Source organism: Luteimonas notoginsengisoli, assembly GCF_042648885.1.
Taxonomy (GTDB): Bacteria; Pseudomonadota; Gammaproteobacteria; order Xanthomonadales; family Xanthomonadaceae; genus Luteimonas; species Luteimonas notoginsengisoli.
Window position 1 is genome coordinate 355,645 of sequence record NZ_JBHRYF010000008.1, and the last position, 12,909, is coordinate 368,553.

The window sequence follows — 12,909 nt, forward strand, 5'->3', positions numbered from 1 at the left end:
ACCGCAAGGAACAGGCTCCCGCCCACCATGGCCAAGAATCTCCTCATCGTCGAATCGCCTGCCAAGGCCAAGACGATCAACAAGTACCTCGGCAAGGACTTCACCGTCCTGGCCTCGTACGGCCATGTCCGCGACCTGGTGCCGAAGGAGGGCGCGGTCGATCCGGCCGACGGCTTCCGCATGCGCTACGACCTGATCGAGAAGAACGAGAAGCACGTCGCGGCGATCGCCAAGGCGGCCAAGTCCGCCGACGGCATCTTCCTGGCGACCGACCCGGACCGCGAGGGCGAGGCGATCAGCTGGCACATCGCCGAGATCCTGCGCGAGCGCGGCCTGCTCAAGGACAAGACCCTGCAGCGGGTAGTGTTCACCGAGATCACCCCGCGCGCGATCCGCGAGGCGATGGCCAACCCGCGCGACATCGCGTCCGACCTGGTCGACGCCCAGCAAGCGCGGCGCGCACTGGACTACCTGGTCGGCTTCAACCTCTCGCCGGTGCTGTGGCGCAAGGTGCAGCGCGGCCTGTCCGCCGGCCGCGTGCAGTCGCCGGCGCTGCGCATGATCGTCGAGCGCGAGGAGGAGATCGAAGCCTTCGTCGCGCGCGAGTACTGGTCGATCGAAGCCGAGTGCGCGCACCCGGCGCAGGCGTTCACCGCCAAGCTCACGCGCCTGGACGGCAAGAAGTTCGAACAGTTCACCGTCACCGACGGCGACACCGCCGAAGAAGCGCGTCGCCGCATCGTGTCGGCCGCCGGCGGCGCGCTGCACGTCACCGACGTCGCCAGCAAGGAGCGCAAGCGTCGCCCGGCGGCGCCGTTCACCACCTCGACCCTGCAGCAGGAAGCCTCGCGCAAGCTCGGCTTCACCACGCGCCGGACGATGCAGGTGGCGCAGAAGCTGTATGAAGGCGTGGCGATCGGCGAGGAAGGCACCGTCGGCCTGATCAGCTACATGCGTACCGACTCGGTGAACCTCTCGGTGGACGCGCTGGGCGAGATCCGCGACGTGATCGCGCGGGACTTCGGCACCGGCGCGCTGCCCGACAAGCCGAACTTCTACACCACCAAGAGCAAGAACGCGCAGGAGGCGCACGAGGCGGTGCGTCCGACCTCGGCGCTGCGCACCCCGGCGCAGGTGGCGCGGTTCCTGTCCGACGACGAGCGCCGCCTGTACGAGCTGATCTGGAAGCGCGCCGTCGCCTCGCAGATGGTGCCGGCCACGCTCAACACCGTGTCCGTGGACCTGGCCGCCGGCAGCGAGCACAGCTTCCGCGCCAGCGGCACCACCGTGGTCGATCCGGGCTTCCTCGCCGTGTACGAGGAAGGCAAGGACAACAAGTCTGCCGATGACGCCGACGAAGGCCGCAAGCTGCCGGCGATGAAGACTGGCGACCGCGTGCCGCTCGACCGCATCCACGCCGACCAGCACTTCACTCAGCCGCCGCCGCGCTTCACCGAAGCCTCGCTGGTCAAGACGCTCGAGGAATACGGCATTGGCCGGCCGTCCACCTACGCCTCGATCATCCAGACGCTGCTGTTCCGCAAGTACGTGGAGATGGAAGGCCGCGCCTTCCGCCCCAGCGATGTCGGCCGCGCGGTGTCCAACTTCCTCAGCGGGCACTTCACCCGCTACGTCGACTACGACTTCACCGCCAAGCTCGAGGACGAGCTCGACGCGGTGTCGCGCGGCGAGGAGGAATGGGTGCCGCTGATGGAGAAGTTCTGGGGACCGTTCAAGGAACTGGTCGACGAGAAGACCGAAAGCGTCGACCGCAGCCAGGCCACCGGCGCGCGCGAGCTGGGCACCGACCCCAAGTCGGGCAAGCCGGTCAGCGTGCGCCTGGGCCGCTACGGGCCCTACGCCGCGATCGGCAGCACCGCCGAGGATGAAGAGGAGAAGCCGCGGTTCGCCTCGCTTCGTCCCGGGCAGAGCATGCACACGATCTCGCTCGAGGACGCGATCGACCTGTTCCGGTTGCCGCGCGCCCTGGGCGAAAGCAACGGCGAGGACGTCAGCGTCGGCGTCGGCCGCTTCGGCCCGTTTGCCAAGCGCGGCAGCGTTTACGCGTCGCTGAAGAAGGAAGACGACCCGTACACCATCGACCTGGCGCGCGCGGTGTTCCTGATCGAGGAAAAGGAGGAGATCGCGCGCAACCGCGTGATCAAGGAGTTCGACGGCAGCGACATCCAGGTCCTCAATGGCCGCTACGGCCCGTACATCAGCGACGGCAAGCTCAACGGCCGGATTCCCAAGGACCGCGAGCCGGCGTCGCTGACGCTGGCCGAAGTGGTGCAGTTGATGGAAGAAACCGGCAAGCCGATGCGCGGCCGGTTCGGCAAGAAGGCCGCGGCAAAGAAAGCGCCGGCCAAGAAGGCGCCGGTGAAAAAGGCGGCGGCGAAAAGGGCCCCGGCCAGGAAGTCGGCGAAGAAGGCCACGAAGAAAACCGCCGCAACGAAGACGCCTGCGAAGAAGACGGCCGTGAAAAAGGCGGCCTCGAAGAAGGCCGCGCCGAAGAAGGCCGCCGCAACCGACGACGACGCGCCGTTCTGACGCGTCGTTCCTGCCTCCAGGAGCGGTGCTGGCGGGCGCCTTCTCCTCGCCGGGAGACTTTGGCCACGAGGCCAATTCCCTCCCGATAGAAGGCGGGGCAAAGAAGGGGCGTTGCGATCACGGGTTCGCGGCCTGACGAACGCCATCGACGAGCCACGCTCGATGGCTGGCGGGAGAATCGCCGCCGCGAAGCGTGCACTCTCTTCGGCACCCACGCCTGGGCAGGATGAGGGGCAAACAAACACACGTTGCCGTAGCCGCTGTGGCCAGCGCCATATTGCCGGGATGGCGGATGGACAGCCCCGCCCTACAATCACGCCATGCCCCAGCTCTCACCCACCGAAGCGGCGATTGTCCTGCGCGCCGGCGGCGTCGTCGCCTATCCCACCGAAGCGGTCTGGGGGCTGGGCTGCGATCCGTTCGACGAAGACGCGGTACTGCGCCTGCTGGCGGTCAAGCAGCGCCCGGTCGACAAGGGCCTGATCCTGATCACAGCCTCTATCGCCCAGCTCGACGGCCTGGCCGACTGGGACGCGCTGCCTGGCCAACGCCGCGGCGAGGTCCTGGCCTCCTGGCCCGGCCCCCACACCTGGATCGTGCCCGCTGCGGCGCGCGTGCCGCGCTGGATCACCGGCGTGCATGAGGGTGTGGCGGTGCGGGTCAGCGCCCATCCGGTAGTGGTCATGCTGTGCGAAGCCTTCGGCGGCGCGCTGGTCTCGACCAGCGCCAATCGCGCCGCCGCGCCCCCGCCGCGCAAGGCCGCCGATCTGGATGCGGAGCTACTTTCGGCCATCGACGGCTGCGTCAGCGGCGAGACCGGCGACCTGGCCCGCCCGACCCCTATCCGCGACGCCCGCAGCGGCGCCGAAATCCGCGCCTGACCGCTGCCGCATCGTGGTATGCGTCCTGCCGCAGCGGCTGTGTGGCCCCGCACCGGCCTTGCACTTCACGTTCGCGCGGGTCGCGCGCAGAATGCCGGCCATGGCCATCCGCCTGCCCCGCCTGCTGCTGTTGCCGCTGCTGGCCGCGATCGCCGGCAGCGCCGTCGCGCAGGACAACGACATCACCATCTACCGCTGCACCGATGCGGCGGGCCACCTGACCGTGCAGGATTCGCCGTGCGCCGACAACCAGGCGCAGCAGGTGCGGCGCATGATCCAGCCCACCGATCCGCCGCCCCGCGCAGAGCCCGTCGCGCCGGCGGATCTCCAGCCTACGCCCGAGTCGGCTCCGGTCGTGGTCGCGCGGCACGCACCGCGGGCGATTTACGAATGCGTGCGCGATGACGGCAGCCGCTACACCAGCGACGACGGCGAAGGCAATCCGCGCTGGATTTCCAGCGGCGGCGACTGGTCGTATGACGACGGCCCGCGTCTGCGCGGGTCCGGCATCGTGTACAGCCGCGGACAGGCTGCCTCGTCCAGTCCCACCCTGCAGGCCAGCGCACGCGGCGCCGAGGGCGGCGGTGCCAACCAGCCGAGGCCCAGCTTCCGCCGCACGGATTCCGCGCCGCCTCCGCCTCCGCCGCCAGGCCATGGCCACGGACACGGCCATGGACACCATCGCGGTTACGGGTTCGGCGGCGGCGGCATGTGGGTGCGCGACGCGTGCCACGTCCTGCCGCAGGCCGAAACCTGCGACCGCCTGCGCGACCGCCGCGAGCAGATCCGCAAGCGCGCCTTCAATGCCCAGGCCAACGAGCGTGCGACACTGCACGTCGAAGAGCGCGGCATCAACGCGCGCCTGGCGGAAGACTGCGGAGGAGCGTGAATGCGTCAGCTGTTGTGCTCGGTCGCATTGATCGCGGTGGCGACGATCGCCCATGCCCAGGACACCCGGACCGACACGATCTATCGCTGCACCGATGCGCGCGGCGCACTGACCATCCAGAACGGCACGCCCTGCCCCAAGGGCAGCAGGCAGCAGGTGCAGACGATCGAGGCGCCGATGGTGATCCCGCGCTACGAGGCGCCGCCCGCGATCGTCACCCGCGTTCCGGAGCCACCGCCGGAACCCGCACCGGTCGAGCCCGAGCGTCCGCAGGCGCCGCCGCCGGCCCGGCTCGACGACGCGCAGCGCCTGCCGCCGCCGCCGCTGTACCAGTGCAATACCTGGGACAACGATCACTACCTCAGCGAGGATCCCGAGCCGAAGCCGCGCTGCGTGGCGCTGCAGACCACGGGCCTGGCCGGCGATCCCAACCGCGCCGGCGGACAGGCCTGCGAAATGAAATACGACCTGTGCGCACGCGTGCCCGACGGGGCCGCGTGCGAAGGCTGGAAGCAGCGCCAGCGCGAGATCGAGTCGACCTGGCGCTACGCGCCCGGCAACGACAAGCCGTGGCTGCAGGACGAGTTCGCGCGGGTGACGAAGATCCTCAACGACACCACCTGCGGCGGGTAGCCCCCGTCCGGTCGCCGGAATCACGGAGACCGTCTGCCGGGGCCTGGAACTGCCGCTCTGGCTGGGCATGCATCGCGAAGAGCTCGTGGCATCGCTGCTCCCACATCATCGAAGCACGAGCTCGCGGCTTCCGCCGCTCCTACGGGGATGCGGCGGCTGGTTGCGCTGCTGCTGCCTGACCCCCGTTGTGGCTGCACTTCTCGCGCCCAGGGTTGACCGCTCCTCAAAGCGCCTTGCGAAACGTCAGGTTCACCCGGCGCGCCCCGAGCGCCGGATGCACGCCGTCGGCCAGCGGCAGCACGCCATGGTGGAATAGCCGCGACGCGCCACCCCACGCCACCACGTCGCCATGCCGCAGCGGCACCCGCTGCACGCGGTCGCCGCGCGCCGGGCCGCCGAAGACGAAGGTTGCCGGCAGGCCCAGCGACACCGACACGATCGGCGCATCCAGGTCGCGCTCGTCGCGGTCCTGGTGCAGCGAAAGCCGCGTGTCCGGCTGGTAGCAGTTGATCAGGCAGGCGTCGGGCGCGAAGCCCTCGAATCCGGCGGCGCGCGCCGCCTCCGCGGCCAGCTGCGCGAACAGGGGCGGCATCGCCGGCCACGGCCGCCCGTCGAGCGGGTCACACGGGGCGTAGCGATAGCCGCGACGATCGCTGATCCAGCCGACCTCGCCGCAGTTGCTCATCGCCACCGACATGCGCAGCCCGCGCCGCGTCTCCATGTGCCGGAACGGTGCCTGGACCGTGATCGCATCGATCGCCACCTGCAGCGCCGGCGCGCGATCCAGCGCGAAGCCGCGCAGCAGCCACGCATCGTCGGCGAACCGGGTCGCACCCGCCCCGGCGTCGAACAGATCCCGCATGGGCGCGCCCGCGTCGATGCCGGCGGCCTCAGGCGGCGTCGTGGAAAATCACGCCGAGCGTGTGGCGATGCCCGCGTCGCAACCGGCTGACGCCATGGCGCATGGTCACCCGGTACACGCCGCGCGTGCCCTGCACGGGCCGCTGGTGCACGGCGAACACCACCGCGTCGCCCCGCCGCAGTGGCACCACTTCCACCCGCGACTGCATCCGCGGGCGCTGCTCGGTGAGCACGAATTCGCCGCCCTCGAAATCGCCGTCCGCCGCGCCACCGGCACCGACGAAATCTCCGTCGACAACAACGCCCGATCCCGGCCGCGACAGCAGTACGGCGACCTGCAGCGGGAACACGTGTTCGCCGTACAGGTCCTGGTGCAGGCAGTTGTAGTCGCCTTCGCCGTAGCGCAGCAGCAGCGGCGTCGGCCGGCGCTGGCCGGCGGCATGACAGCGTTCGAGGAAGTCCGCATGCGGCCCCGGATACGCCACGTCGAGCTTCATCGCCGCGTTCCAGCGGTTGGCCACCGGCACCAGGCGCGGATACAGCGACGCGCGCAGCGCCTGCACCGCGGCGGGCAACGGATAGCGGAAGTACCGATATTCGCCGCGGCCGAAACCGTGCCGCGCCATCACCACGCGGCTGCGATGCCGTGCATCGTCGTCGTACAGCGCCGCCAGCGCTACGCATTCCGCGCGTGACAGCAGGCCCGGCAGGATCGCGTTGCCGCGCGCATCGAGCTGCGCGCCGATGTTTTCCCAGTCGAAGGCGGCGACGCGCGCTTCGATGGAAGCGTGGCCGTCGTCCGCGCCGAGTACCATCCCGCTGGCCGCGAGCCGCGCGTTCACTCGCGCGCCTCGCGGTCGAGCAGTGCGCGCTTGCGCTCCACGCCCCACCGATAGCCCGACAGTCCACCATCGTTGCGCACCACGCGGTGGCAGGGAATCGCCACCGCCAGCGCGTTGGACGCGCAGGCCTGCGCCACCGCGCGCGCGGATTTCGGCGCGCCGATGCGGTCGGCGACCTCCCGGTAGCTGGCCGTGCTGCCAGCCGGGATTTCGCGCAGCGCCTGCCACACCCGCTGCTGGAACGCGGTGCCGCGCACGTCCAGCGGCAGCGACAAGCCGACCTTGGGCGCCTCGACGAAGCCGACCACCTCGGCGACCAGCCGCTCGAAGCTCGCGTCACCGCCGGTCAGCTGGGCTCTCGGGAACTGGTCCTGCAGCTGCCGCGCCAGCGCATCGGGATCGTCCCCCATCAGGATCGCGCAGATGCCGCGCTCGCTGGCCGCCACCAGGATCGACCCCAGCGAGCACTCGCCGACAGCGAAACGGATCGCGGCGTTGGCGCCGCCGGCGCGGTAGTCGCGCGGGGGCATGCCCAGCATCTCGTCGGACTGCGCGTAGAAGCGGCCGCTGGAGTTGTAGCCGGCGTCGAAGACCGCCGCGGTCACCGAATGGGCGCGCGACAGTTCGCTGCGCACACGCCGCGCGCGGTGCGCGTTTGCGTACCCCTTGGGCGTCAGCCCGGTGACGGCCTTGAACACGCGATGGAAGTGGAACGGGCTCAGCCCCGCCTTCGCCGCCAGCGTGGCGAGGTCAGGGGCCTGCTCGGCGGATTCGATCGTCCTGCAGGCCGCCGCGACCAGCGCCGCATGCTGTTCGCGCACGCCGTCCTGGTCCGGGCGGCAGCGCTTGCATGGACGGAAGCCGGCGCGTTCGGCGTCTTCGCGGCTGGCGTGGAAGCGCACGTTCTCCGGTCGCGCGCGGCGCGCTGCGCAGGACGGCCGGCAGTACACGCCGGTAGTCTTCACCGAGTACCAGAAACGGCCGTCGGCGCCCCCATCGCGAGCCAGCACCGCCGCCCAGCGCGGATCGCGCTCGATGGCGTTCGCGGCGAAAGTCTTGTTCATGGTGGCGTGCATTGTGCGCTCCGGTGACTGGACTGGCCGCCAATGTAGGCACGCTCGCGCGGAGCCGATATCCGGGTCTTGCGGTCGAATTCGCCCTTCCGGCGACCGCATTCCCCGCGGGCCAGACTCACGTGCCGTTTGCTGCGAGGCTAGGCCTGCAATGTCGCGATGCGCGCGCGGGAAGTGGCCTCAGGATGGGCGGCGCGCGTTCACGCCTCCGCACGCGCCGCCGGCGTCTCGTTGCTGGCCGCGAAGGCGCTGGCGCGCTCCGGGTCGAGCGGCCGGATCTCGAACTCCAGCCCGTAGGCCAGGGTCGGATTGCGCGCCATCAGCGCCGCGGCCTCGTCGAGGCTGCCGGCGATCACGTGCCAGTAGCCCCCGATGATCTCCTTGCTTTCGCTGAAAGGCCCGTCGACCACCGCCTGCCGCGACACCCGCTTGCCTTCGCGCGTCAGTCGGGAGCCGGCCCGCATCCGGCCGGCGGCAACCAGCTGCCCGTGCCAGGCGTAGAAGTCGTCGATCGCCGCCTGGATCTCCTCCGGCGACAGGTGCGCGTCCCACTGGCCGCGGGACAGGACGAGGTATTCGGACGAAGGCTGTGGTTTCTGCATCGCGGGTTCCCGGCAGTGGTGGGGCGGAGCGATTCACGCGCTCGCAGGGGCGGACACGATCCTGTCGACGCCTGCGCAGGCCAGCATACCGTCGCCGGCTCCCGGCGATCGGGGCCGTCCCGCGACGATTGCGGGAAGCCGCGCTGACCCGCGCCGCGCCCTGCGGACAGGACGCGGCGCTCTCGAGGCCGCCGCAGCTTCCACGGCCGCAGCATTCGCACGTGTTCGGCGACCCGGTCGCACCAGCCGGCAGGAGAGTCGACCGGCGCGCCGCCGTGCCCGGTCAATCCGCCTTGCGTCCCTCGATCATCTTCCACCCGTTCCCCGACGGATCCCGGAAGTTGGCGTCCACGCTGCCGTAGCGTTCCGTCGGTTCCTGGGTGAATTCGACGCCGCGGGCGTGCAGCCGTCCGTATGCGGCGCGGCAGTCGTCGACGACCAGCACGAGTGGCGGCATGGCGCCTTTGGCGACGGCTTCGCGCATCGCTTGCGCGGTGGCGTCGTCGACCGTGGGCGCCTGCGGGACAAACAGGCCGAGTTGGAACGACGGCTGGTCCGGGTGCTGCACGGTCAGCCAGCGATAGTCGCCGTTGCGGGCGTCGGTATGGACGCGGAACCCGAGCTTGCCGACGTAGAAATCGAGGGCTTCGTCCTGGTCGCGCACGTACAGGCCGATGACCAGGCCGGTGACTGCGATGTCGGTGGCCAATGCACTGTGGTTCATGGGGTTTCCTTGTTGTTGGGGGCCGCCAACGTATCGCCCGCGTCGCGCCGCCGCTTCTCCGAAACTGCGATGGTGAGGTCGGGACGGGCGGCCGCGCTCAGGAAGCAACCGGGCACACGGTCGAGCGCGTGCGGCGCCGCCTGTTCGCGCGCGCGAAGTTCGCGCGGGCTTTCGCCGGTGACGTCGCGGAAGGTGCGGCCGAACGTGCCCAGGCTGTTCCAGCCCGCCTGCAGGGCGATGTCGAGGATCGGCAGGTCCGTGTCGCGCAGCAGCGCGGCGGCGCGTTCGATCCGGCGCGTGAGCAGGTAGCGGTGCGGCGGCACGCCGAAGGCGTCCTTGAACGCGCGCGCGAAGTGGGCCGCGGAGACGTGGCTCACGCGCGCAAGCCGCTGCACCGGCCAGGCTTCATGCGAGGCGGCGTCCATCCTGTCCTTCGCGCGCAGCAGGCGGCGCAACAGTTCGGGGGCGTGGCCTGTCGGCTCGATCTTGCCCAAGGCGCTGCGCTCAGAACCCGTAGCGCAGGAACCCGCCGTCCACCGCGATGCATTCGCCGGTGATGTAGGCCGCGGCGGGCAGGCACAGGAAGGCGACGGCGGCGGCGACTTCCTCCGGTTCGCCGACGCGCCCCATCGGCGTGCGCAGCAGCACTTCATCCAGGTAATCGGGATCGGAGAGCTTTTCCGAGGTGCGGCGCGTGCGGATGTACCACGGCGCCACCGCGTTGACGCGCACGCCGTCCTCGGCCCATTCGACCGCGAGGTTGCGGGTCATCTGGTGCATCGCCGCCTTGGTCATGCCGTAGGGTGCGCCGCTGCGCACGTGGGTCTCGCCGGACACGCTGCCCACGTTGACCACGCTGGACACCGCATGTTTCGTCAGCAGCGGATAGGCGTAGCGCGCCAGTTCGAACGCGCTGAACAGGTTGATCTCGAACACCTGCCGCCACTCGTCCTCGGTGTAGTCGACGGCGGCCTTGCTGAGGTTGCCGCCGGCGTTGTTGACCAGGATGTTGAGCCCGTCGCCCTGGTCCTCGACCCAGTCGAGCAGCTCGCGGCGCTGCTCGTCGTCGGCGACGTCGGCGATCAGCGCGCGCACGTCGCCGTCGGGGAATTCGTCGGCCAGTTCGTCGCGCGCGGCTTCGAGCAGGTCGCCGTTGCGCGCGGTGATCAGCACGCTGGCGCCGAAACCCAGCAACTCGCGCGCGATCGCGCGGCCGATGCCGGCGCTGCCGCCGGTCACCAGCGCCAGTTGCCCGTCGAGTCGCCAGCGTTGCGGATCCATGTACGGCCTTCCGGCAGGGAGTGGGGGTAGCATAGCGCCGGGCCAATCGAGGATGCCGCCATGTCGATTCCTTCCGCACCCGGCGCGACGATCGCATGCGCGCTGCTGCTGGCGCTGTCGTGCGCGGCCTGCACGCGGCCGCCACCGCCGCCGCCGGAACAGCCGCCCGAGCCGCAGGCGCAGGCCGAAGTGCGCAAGACGATCCCGGCGCCGCTCGATAGGGCGAACGCGAGTCAGGGCGCGGCGGCGAAGCAGGGCGGGGCGATCGTCGTGGCCCTGATCGGTTGATGCGGCGCCCGGGATTTCCGTAGGAGCGCACCGGGCGCGGTGCTTGCAGCGCGCTCGAGATGCCGGACACGCACCTCGCGGAGCCGCCGCTTTCTGGAATCCCGCTCGCACTCACTGCGCTTCAGCGGGATTCCTGGATTCGTGGCGGCGGTGGGGAAGCCTTCCCCGCCTCACCCTCCCTTGAAAGGGAGGATTTGATTGACGAACCGGTTGATCCGCGGAGTCAGAACCCGCAGAAACAGAATGCCAGCGCCTTGACCGGCTGCCCCGGGCGGGCGATCGCGGCGTCGAGGAACTTCAGCTCGCTGCGCGCCTGCGGCACCGCGTTGGCGAGCACCGCGACCCCGGCCAGTTCGCGCGCGAATTCCGAATGGCGCAGCCACGCGCCGCCGAGGCGGCTGCCGGCCAGCCCGCTGAAGAACTGCTGGAACGGCGTGGCCATCTTCTCGACGTAGCGCACGCGGTACTCGCCTTCCTTGCCGAGCTTGGCGCGCGCGGCGGCATCGCCGATGGCGTCGTGCAGCCCGCCGAAGGCGTCGACCAGTCCGCGATCCTTCGCCTGCGCACCGCTCCAGACGCGGCCGCGCGCGACCTGGTCGACCTGTTCGACCGTGCGCTCGCGGGCCTTGGCAACGCGACCGGTGAAGTCGCGGTAGCCCTTTTCGATGACCGCCTGCACGACCTGCCCGACTTCCGGCGCCAGCGGCCGGGTGATGTCGAACGCCCCGGCGAAACGCGTGGTGCCCACGCCGTCGGTGTGCACGCCGATCTTGTCGAGCGTGCGCGGGATGGTCGGGATCATGCCGAAGATGCCGATCGAACCGGTGATCGTCGACGGGTCGGCGTAGATCCGATCGGCGTTCATGCTGATCCAGTAGCCGCCCGACGCGGCCAGGTCGCCCATCGACACCACCACCGGCTTGCCGGCCTTCTGCAGCGCGACCACTTCGCGGCGGATCTGTTCGGAGGCGTACACCTCGCCGCCCGGCGAGTCCACGCGCAGCACCACGGCCTTGACGTCGTCGTCGTCGCGCGCGTCGCGCAGCAGCGCCGCGGTCGATTCGCCGCCGATGCTGCCGGCCGGCTGCTCGCCGCCGGCGATCGCACCCTCGGCGACCACCACCGCCACCTGCGGGCGTTCGTCCATCGGCGAGAGCGTGCGGTCCAGGTGCTGCAGGTAGCCGCCCAGCGAGACCTGGCGGAAACCACCCTCGGCATCGGCATCGGCGGCGCCGCGCTCGACCAGCAGGTCTTCCACCTCCTCCTGCGTCTTCAGCCCGTCGACCAGCTTCTGCTGCAGCGCGTATTCCGCCAGGTCGCCGCCGACCGCTTCGATCCCGGCCGGCAGGTTGTCGATACCGGCGGCGAGCCGTGCCGGCGTGAGCTTGCGCACGCGCGCGATGTCGCCGAGATAGCGCTGCCAGACGTCGTTCATCCAGTACAGGTCGGCCTCCTTGGCCTCGGGCGACGCGGCATCGAGGATGTAGGGCTCGACCGCCGACTTGTATTCGCCGACCTTGAACACGTGCACGTCGACGCCGAGCTTGTCCTGCAGGCCTTCGCGATAGAACTGGTGGTAGCGGCCAAGGCCTTCGAGCAGCAGCCCGCCCATCGGGTCGAGGTAGACCTCGTCGGCCTGCGCGGCGAGCAGGTACTGCATCTGGTCGAGGTTTTCGCCGAACGCGACCACCTGCTTGCCGGCGGCGCGCAGCCTGGCCAGCGCCGCGGCGACCTCGCGGATCGAGGCGTAGCCGGAGAACGCCATGCGGTCCACGCGCAGCAGCACGCGTTCGATGTGCTTGTCTGTGCGCGCCGCGTCGATCGCCCGCAGCAGGTCGCGCAGCTGCACCTCGCGCGCGCCGTTGCCGCTGATCGCATTGAACGCGCGCATGCCCGGGTCGATGCTGTACTGCTCCACCAGCGCCCCTTCCGGCGCGATCACGAGCGTGGTCTGGTCCTGCAGCGGCTTGATCCGCCCGGCCGCCGCCATCGCGATCAGCAGCACCAGAAGCAGGCCGAAGAACAGCAGGTTGAACGTCAGCCGCCGGACGAAATTCATCGCGTCCCAGATGAAGACGAAGAAGGCGGCGACGGGGCCGTGGCGGTTGCCCTGCGGGGGCTGGTTCATGCGAAAGACTCCAGGTGATCCGGAAGGCCGGTGCCGTCGTTCTCGCAGGAGCGGCTTCAGCCGCGAGCTCTTTTGCCTGGTGCAGGGAAAAGCTCGCGGCTGAAGCCGCTCCTACAGGACAACGGAGCTGCGACCGATACGGCAGGATAGCCCGCGC

13 protein-coding genes are annotated in these 12,909 nt (G+C 70.3%); 5 read left to right on the forward strand and 8 right to left on the reverse strand.

The genetic code is table 11. The annotated features are described in order from the left end of the window. Positions 1–27 precede the first annotated feature (27 nt). The 4 genes from ACFOM9_RS09485 (at position 28) to ACFOM9_RS09500 (ending at position 4,953) form a co-directional block, all read left to right on the forward strand. Complete coding sequence (locus tag ACFOM9_RS09485) at positions 28–2,550, forward strand: DNA topoisomerase I (RefSeq protein ID WP_386709498.1); 2,523 nt, start codon at positions 28–30, stop codon at positions 2,548–2,550. A gap of 320 nt (positions 2,551–2,870) precedes the next feature. Continuing rightward, positions 2,871–3,431, forward strand: a complete 561-nt coding sequence (locus tag ACFOM9_RS09490; RefSeq protein ID WP_386709501.1) for a Sua5/YciO/YrdC/YwlC family protein — start codon at positions 2,871–2,873, stop codon at positions 3,429–3,431. A gap of 100 nt (positions 3,432–3,531) precedes the next feature. After that, a complete protein-coding gene (locus tag ACFOM9_RS09495) occupies positions 3,532–4,320 on the forward strand; it encodes a DUF4124 domain-containing protein (RefSeq protein ID WP_386709504.1) in 789 nt (262 codons plus the stop codon). Then, positions 4,321–4,953 carry a DUF4124 domain-containing protein gene (locus ACFOM9_RS09500; RefSeq protein ID WP_386709507.1) on the forward strand — a complete coding sequence of 211 codons (633 nt, stop codon included), beginning with the start codon at positions 4,321–4,323 and terminating at the stop codon, positions 4,951–4,953. Positions 4,954–5,176: 223 nt separating this feature from the next. Here ACFOM9_RS09500 and alkB read toward each other — a convergent pair whose 3' ends face one another. The 7 genes from alkB to ACFOM9_RS09535 form a co-directional block, all read right to left on the reverse strand. After that, positions 5,177–5,815, reverse strand: a complete 639-nt coding sequence (gene alkB, locus ACFOM9_RS09505) for a DNA oxidative demethylase AlkB (RefSeq protein ID WP_386709510.1) — start codon at positions 5,813–5,815, stop codon at positions 5,177–5,179. A 28-nt stretch (positions 5,816–5,843) separates the two neighbouring features. Next, complete coding sequence (locus tag ACFOM9_RS09510) at positions 5,844–6,656, reverse strand: 2OG-Fe(II) oxygenase (RefSeq protein ID WP_386709513.1); 813 nt, start codon at positions 6,654–6,656, stop codon at positions 5,844–5,846. Then, on the reverse strand, positions 6,653–7,720 hold the full coding sequence (ada, locus tag ACFOM9_RS09515) for a bifunctional DNA-binding transcriptional regulator/O6-methylguanine-DNA methyltransferase Ada (RefSeq protein WP_386709516.1): 1,068 nt from the start codon (positions 7,718–7,720) through the stop codon (positions 6,653–6,655). Before ada ends, ACFOM9_RS09510 begins: the two co-directional genes overlap by 4 nt. A 209-nt stretch (positions 7,721–7,929) precedes the next feature. Continuing rightward, entirely contained in the window at positions 7,930–8,331 is a 402-nt protein-coding gene (locus ACFOM9_RS09520) for a YciI family protein (protein ID WP_386709519.1), read from the reverse strand. Between the two features lie 283 nt (positions 8,332–8,614). Next, positions 8,615–9,055 (reverse strand): VOC family protein, encoded by a 441-nt coding sequence (locus ACFOM9_RS09525; protein WP_386709522.1) that lies wholly within the window; start codon positions 9,053–9,055, stop codon positions 8,615–8,617. Continuing rightward, positions 9,052–9,480: a helix-turn-helix transcriptional regulator gene (locus ACFOM9_RS09530; RefSeq protein WP_386710979.1), complete on the reverse strand. Its 429-nt coding sequence runs from the start codon at positions 9,478–9,480 to the stop codon at positions 9,052–9,054. The genes ACFOM9_RS09525 and ACFOM9_RS09530 overlap by 4 nt, the downstream gene beginning before the upstream one ends. Positions 9,481–9,559: 79 nt before the next feature. Further along, positions 9,560–10,336: an SDR family oxidoreductase gene (locus tag ACFOM9_RS09535; protein ID WP_386709525.1), complete on the reverse strand. Its 777-nt coding sequence runs from the start codon at positions 10,334–10,336 to the stop codon at positions 9,560–9,562. 60 nt (positions 10,337–10,396) lie between these two features. Between ACFOM9_RS09535 and ACFOM9_RS09540 the strand changes: the two genes are divergently transcribed. Further along, a complete protein-coding gene (locus ACFOM9_RS09540) occupies positions 10,397–10,624 on the forward strand; it encodes a hypothetical protein (protein ID WP_386709528.1) in 228 nt (75 codons plus the stop codon). A gap of 223 nt (positions 10,625–10,847) precedes the next feature. On the opposite strand, the gene sppA is transcribed toward ACFOM9_RS09540, so the two are convergent. After that, entirely contained in the window at positions 10,848–12,752 is a 1,905-nt protein-coding gene (gene sppA, locus ACFOM9_RS09545; RefSeq protein WP_386709530.1) for a signal peptide peptidase SppA, read from the reverse strand. Positions 12,753–12,909 lie beyond the last annotated feature (157 nt).

Excerpts from the sequence above, each read along its gene's own strand:
- ACFOM9_RS09485 (WP_386709498.1), top strand. The coding sequence starts at position 28 with ATGGCCAAGAATCTCCTCATCGTCGAATCGCCTGCCAAGGCCAAGACG.
- ACFOM9_RS09490 (WP_386709501.1), top strand. The coding sequence starts at position 2,871 with ATGCCCCAGCTCTCACCCACCGAAGCGGCGATTGTCCTGCGCGCCGGC.
- ACFOM9_RS09495 (WP_386709504.1), top strand. The coding sequence starts at position 3,532 with ATGGCCATCCGCCTGCCCCGCCTGCTGCTGTTGCCGCTGCTGGCCGCG.
- ACFOM9_RS09500 (WP_386709507.1), top strand. The coding sequence starts at position 4,321 with ATGCGTCAGCTGTTGTGCTCGGTCGCATTGATCGCGGTGGCGACGATC.
- alkB (WP_386709510.1), bottom strand. The coding sequence starts at position 5,815 with ATGCGGGATCTGTTCGACGCCGGGGCGGGTGCGACCCGGTTCGCCGAC.
- ada (WP_386709516.1), bottom strand. The coding sequence starts at position 7,720 with ATGAACAAGACTTTCGCCGCGAACGCCATCGAGCGCGATCCGCGCTGG.
- ACFOM9_RS09520 (WP_386709519.1), bottom strand. The coding sequence starts at position 8,331 with ATGCAGAAACCACAGCCTTCGTCCGAATACCTCGTCCTGTCCCGCGGC.
- ACFOM9_RS09525 (WP_386709522.1), bottom strand. The coding sequence starts at position 9,055 with ATGAACCACAGTGCATTGGCCACCGACATCGCAGTCACCGGCCTGGTC.
- ACFOM9_RS09530 (WP_386710979.1), bottom strand. The coding sequence starts at position 9,480 with ATGGACGCCGCCTCGCATGAAGCCTGGCCGGTGCAGCGGCTTGCGCGC.
- ACFOM9_RS09535 (WP_386709525.1), bottom strand. The coding sequence starts at position 10,336 with ATGGATCCGCAACGCTGGCGACTCGACGGGCAACTGGCGCTGGTGACC.
- ACFOM9_RS09540 (WP_386709528.1), top strand. The coding sequence starts at position 10,397 with ATGTCGATTCCTTCCGCACCCGGCGCGACGATCGCATGCGCGCTGCTG.
- sppA (WP_386709530.1), bottom strand. The coding sequence starts at position 12,752 with ATGAACCAGCCCCCGCAGGGCAACCGCCACGGCCCCGTCGCCGCCTTC.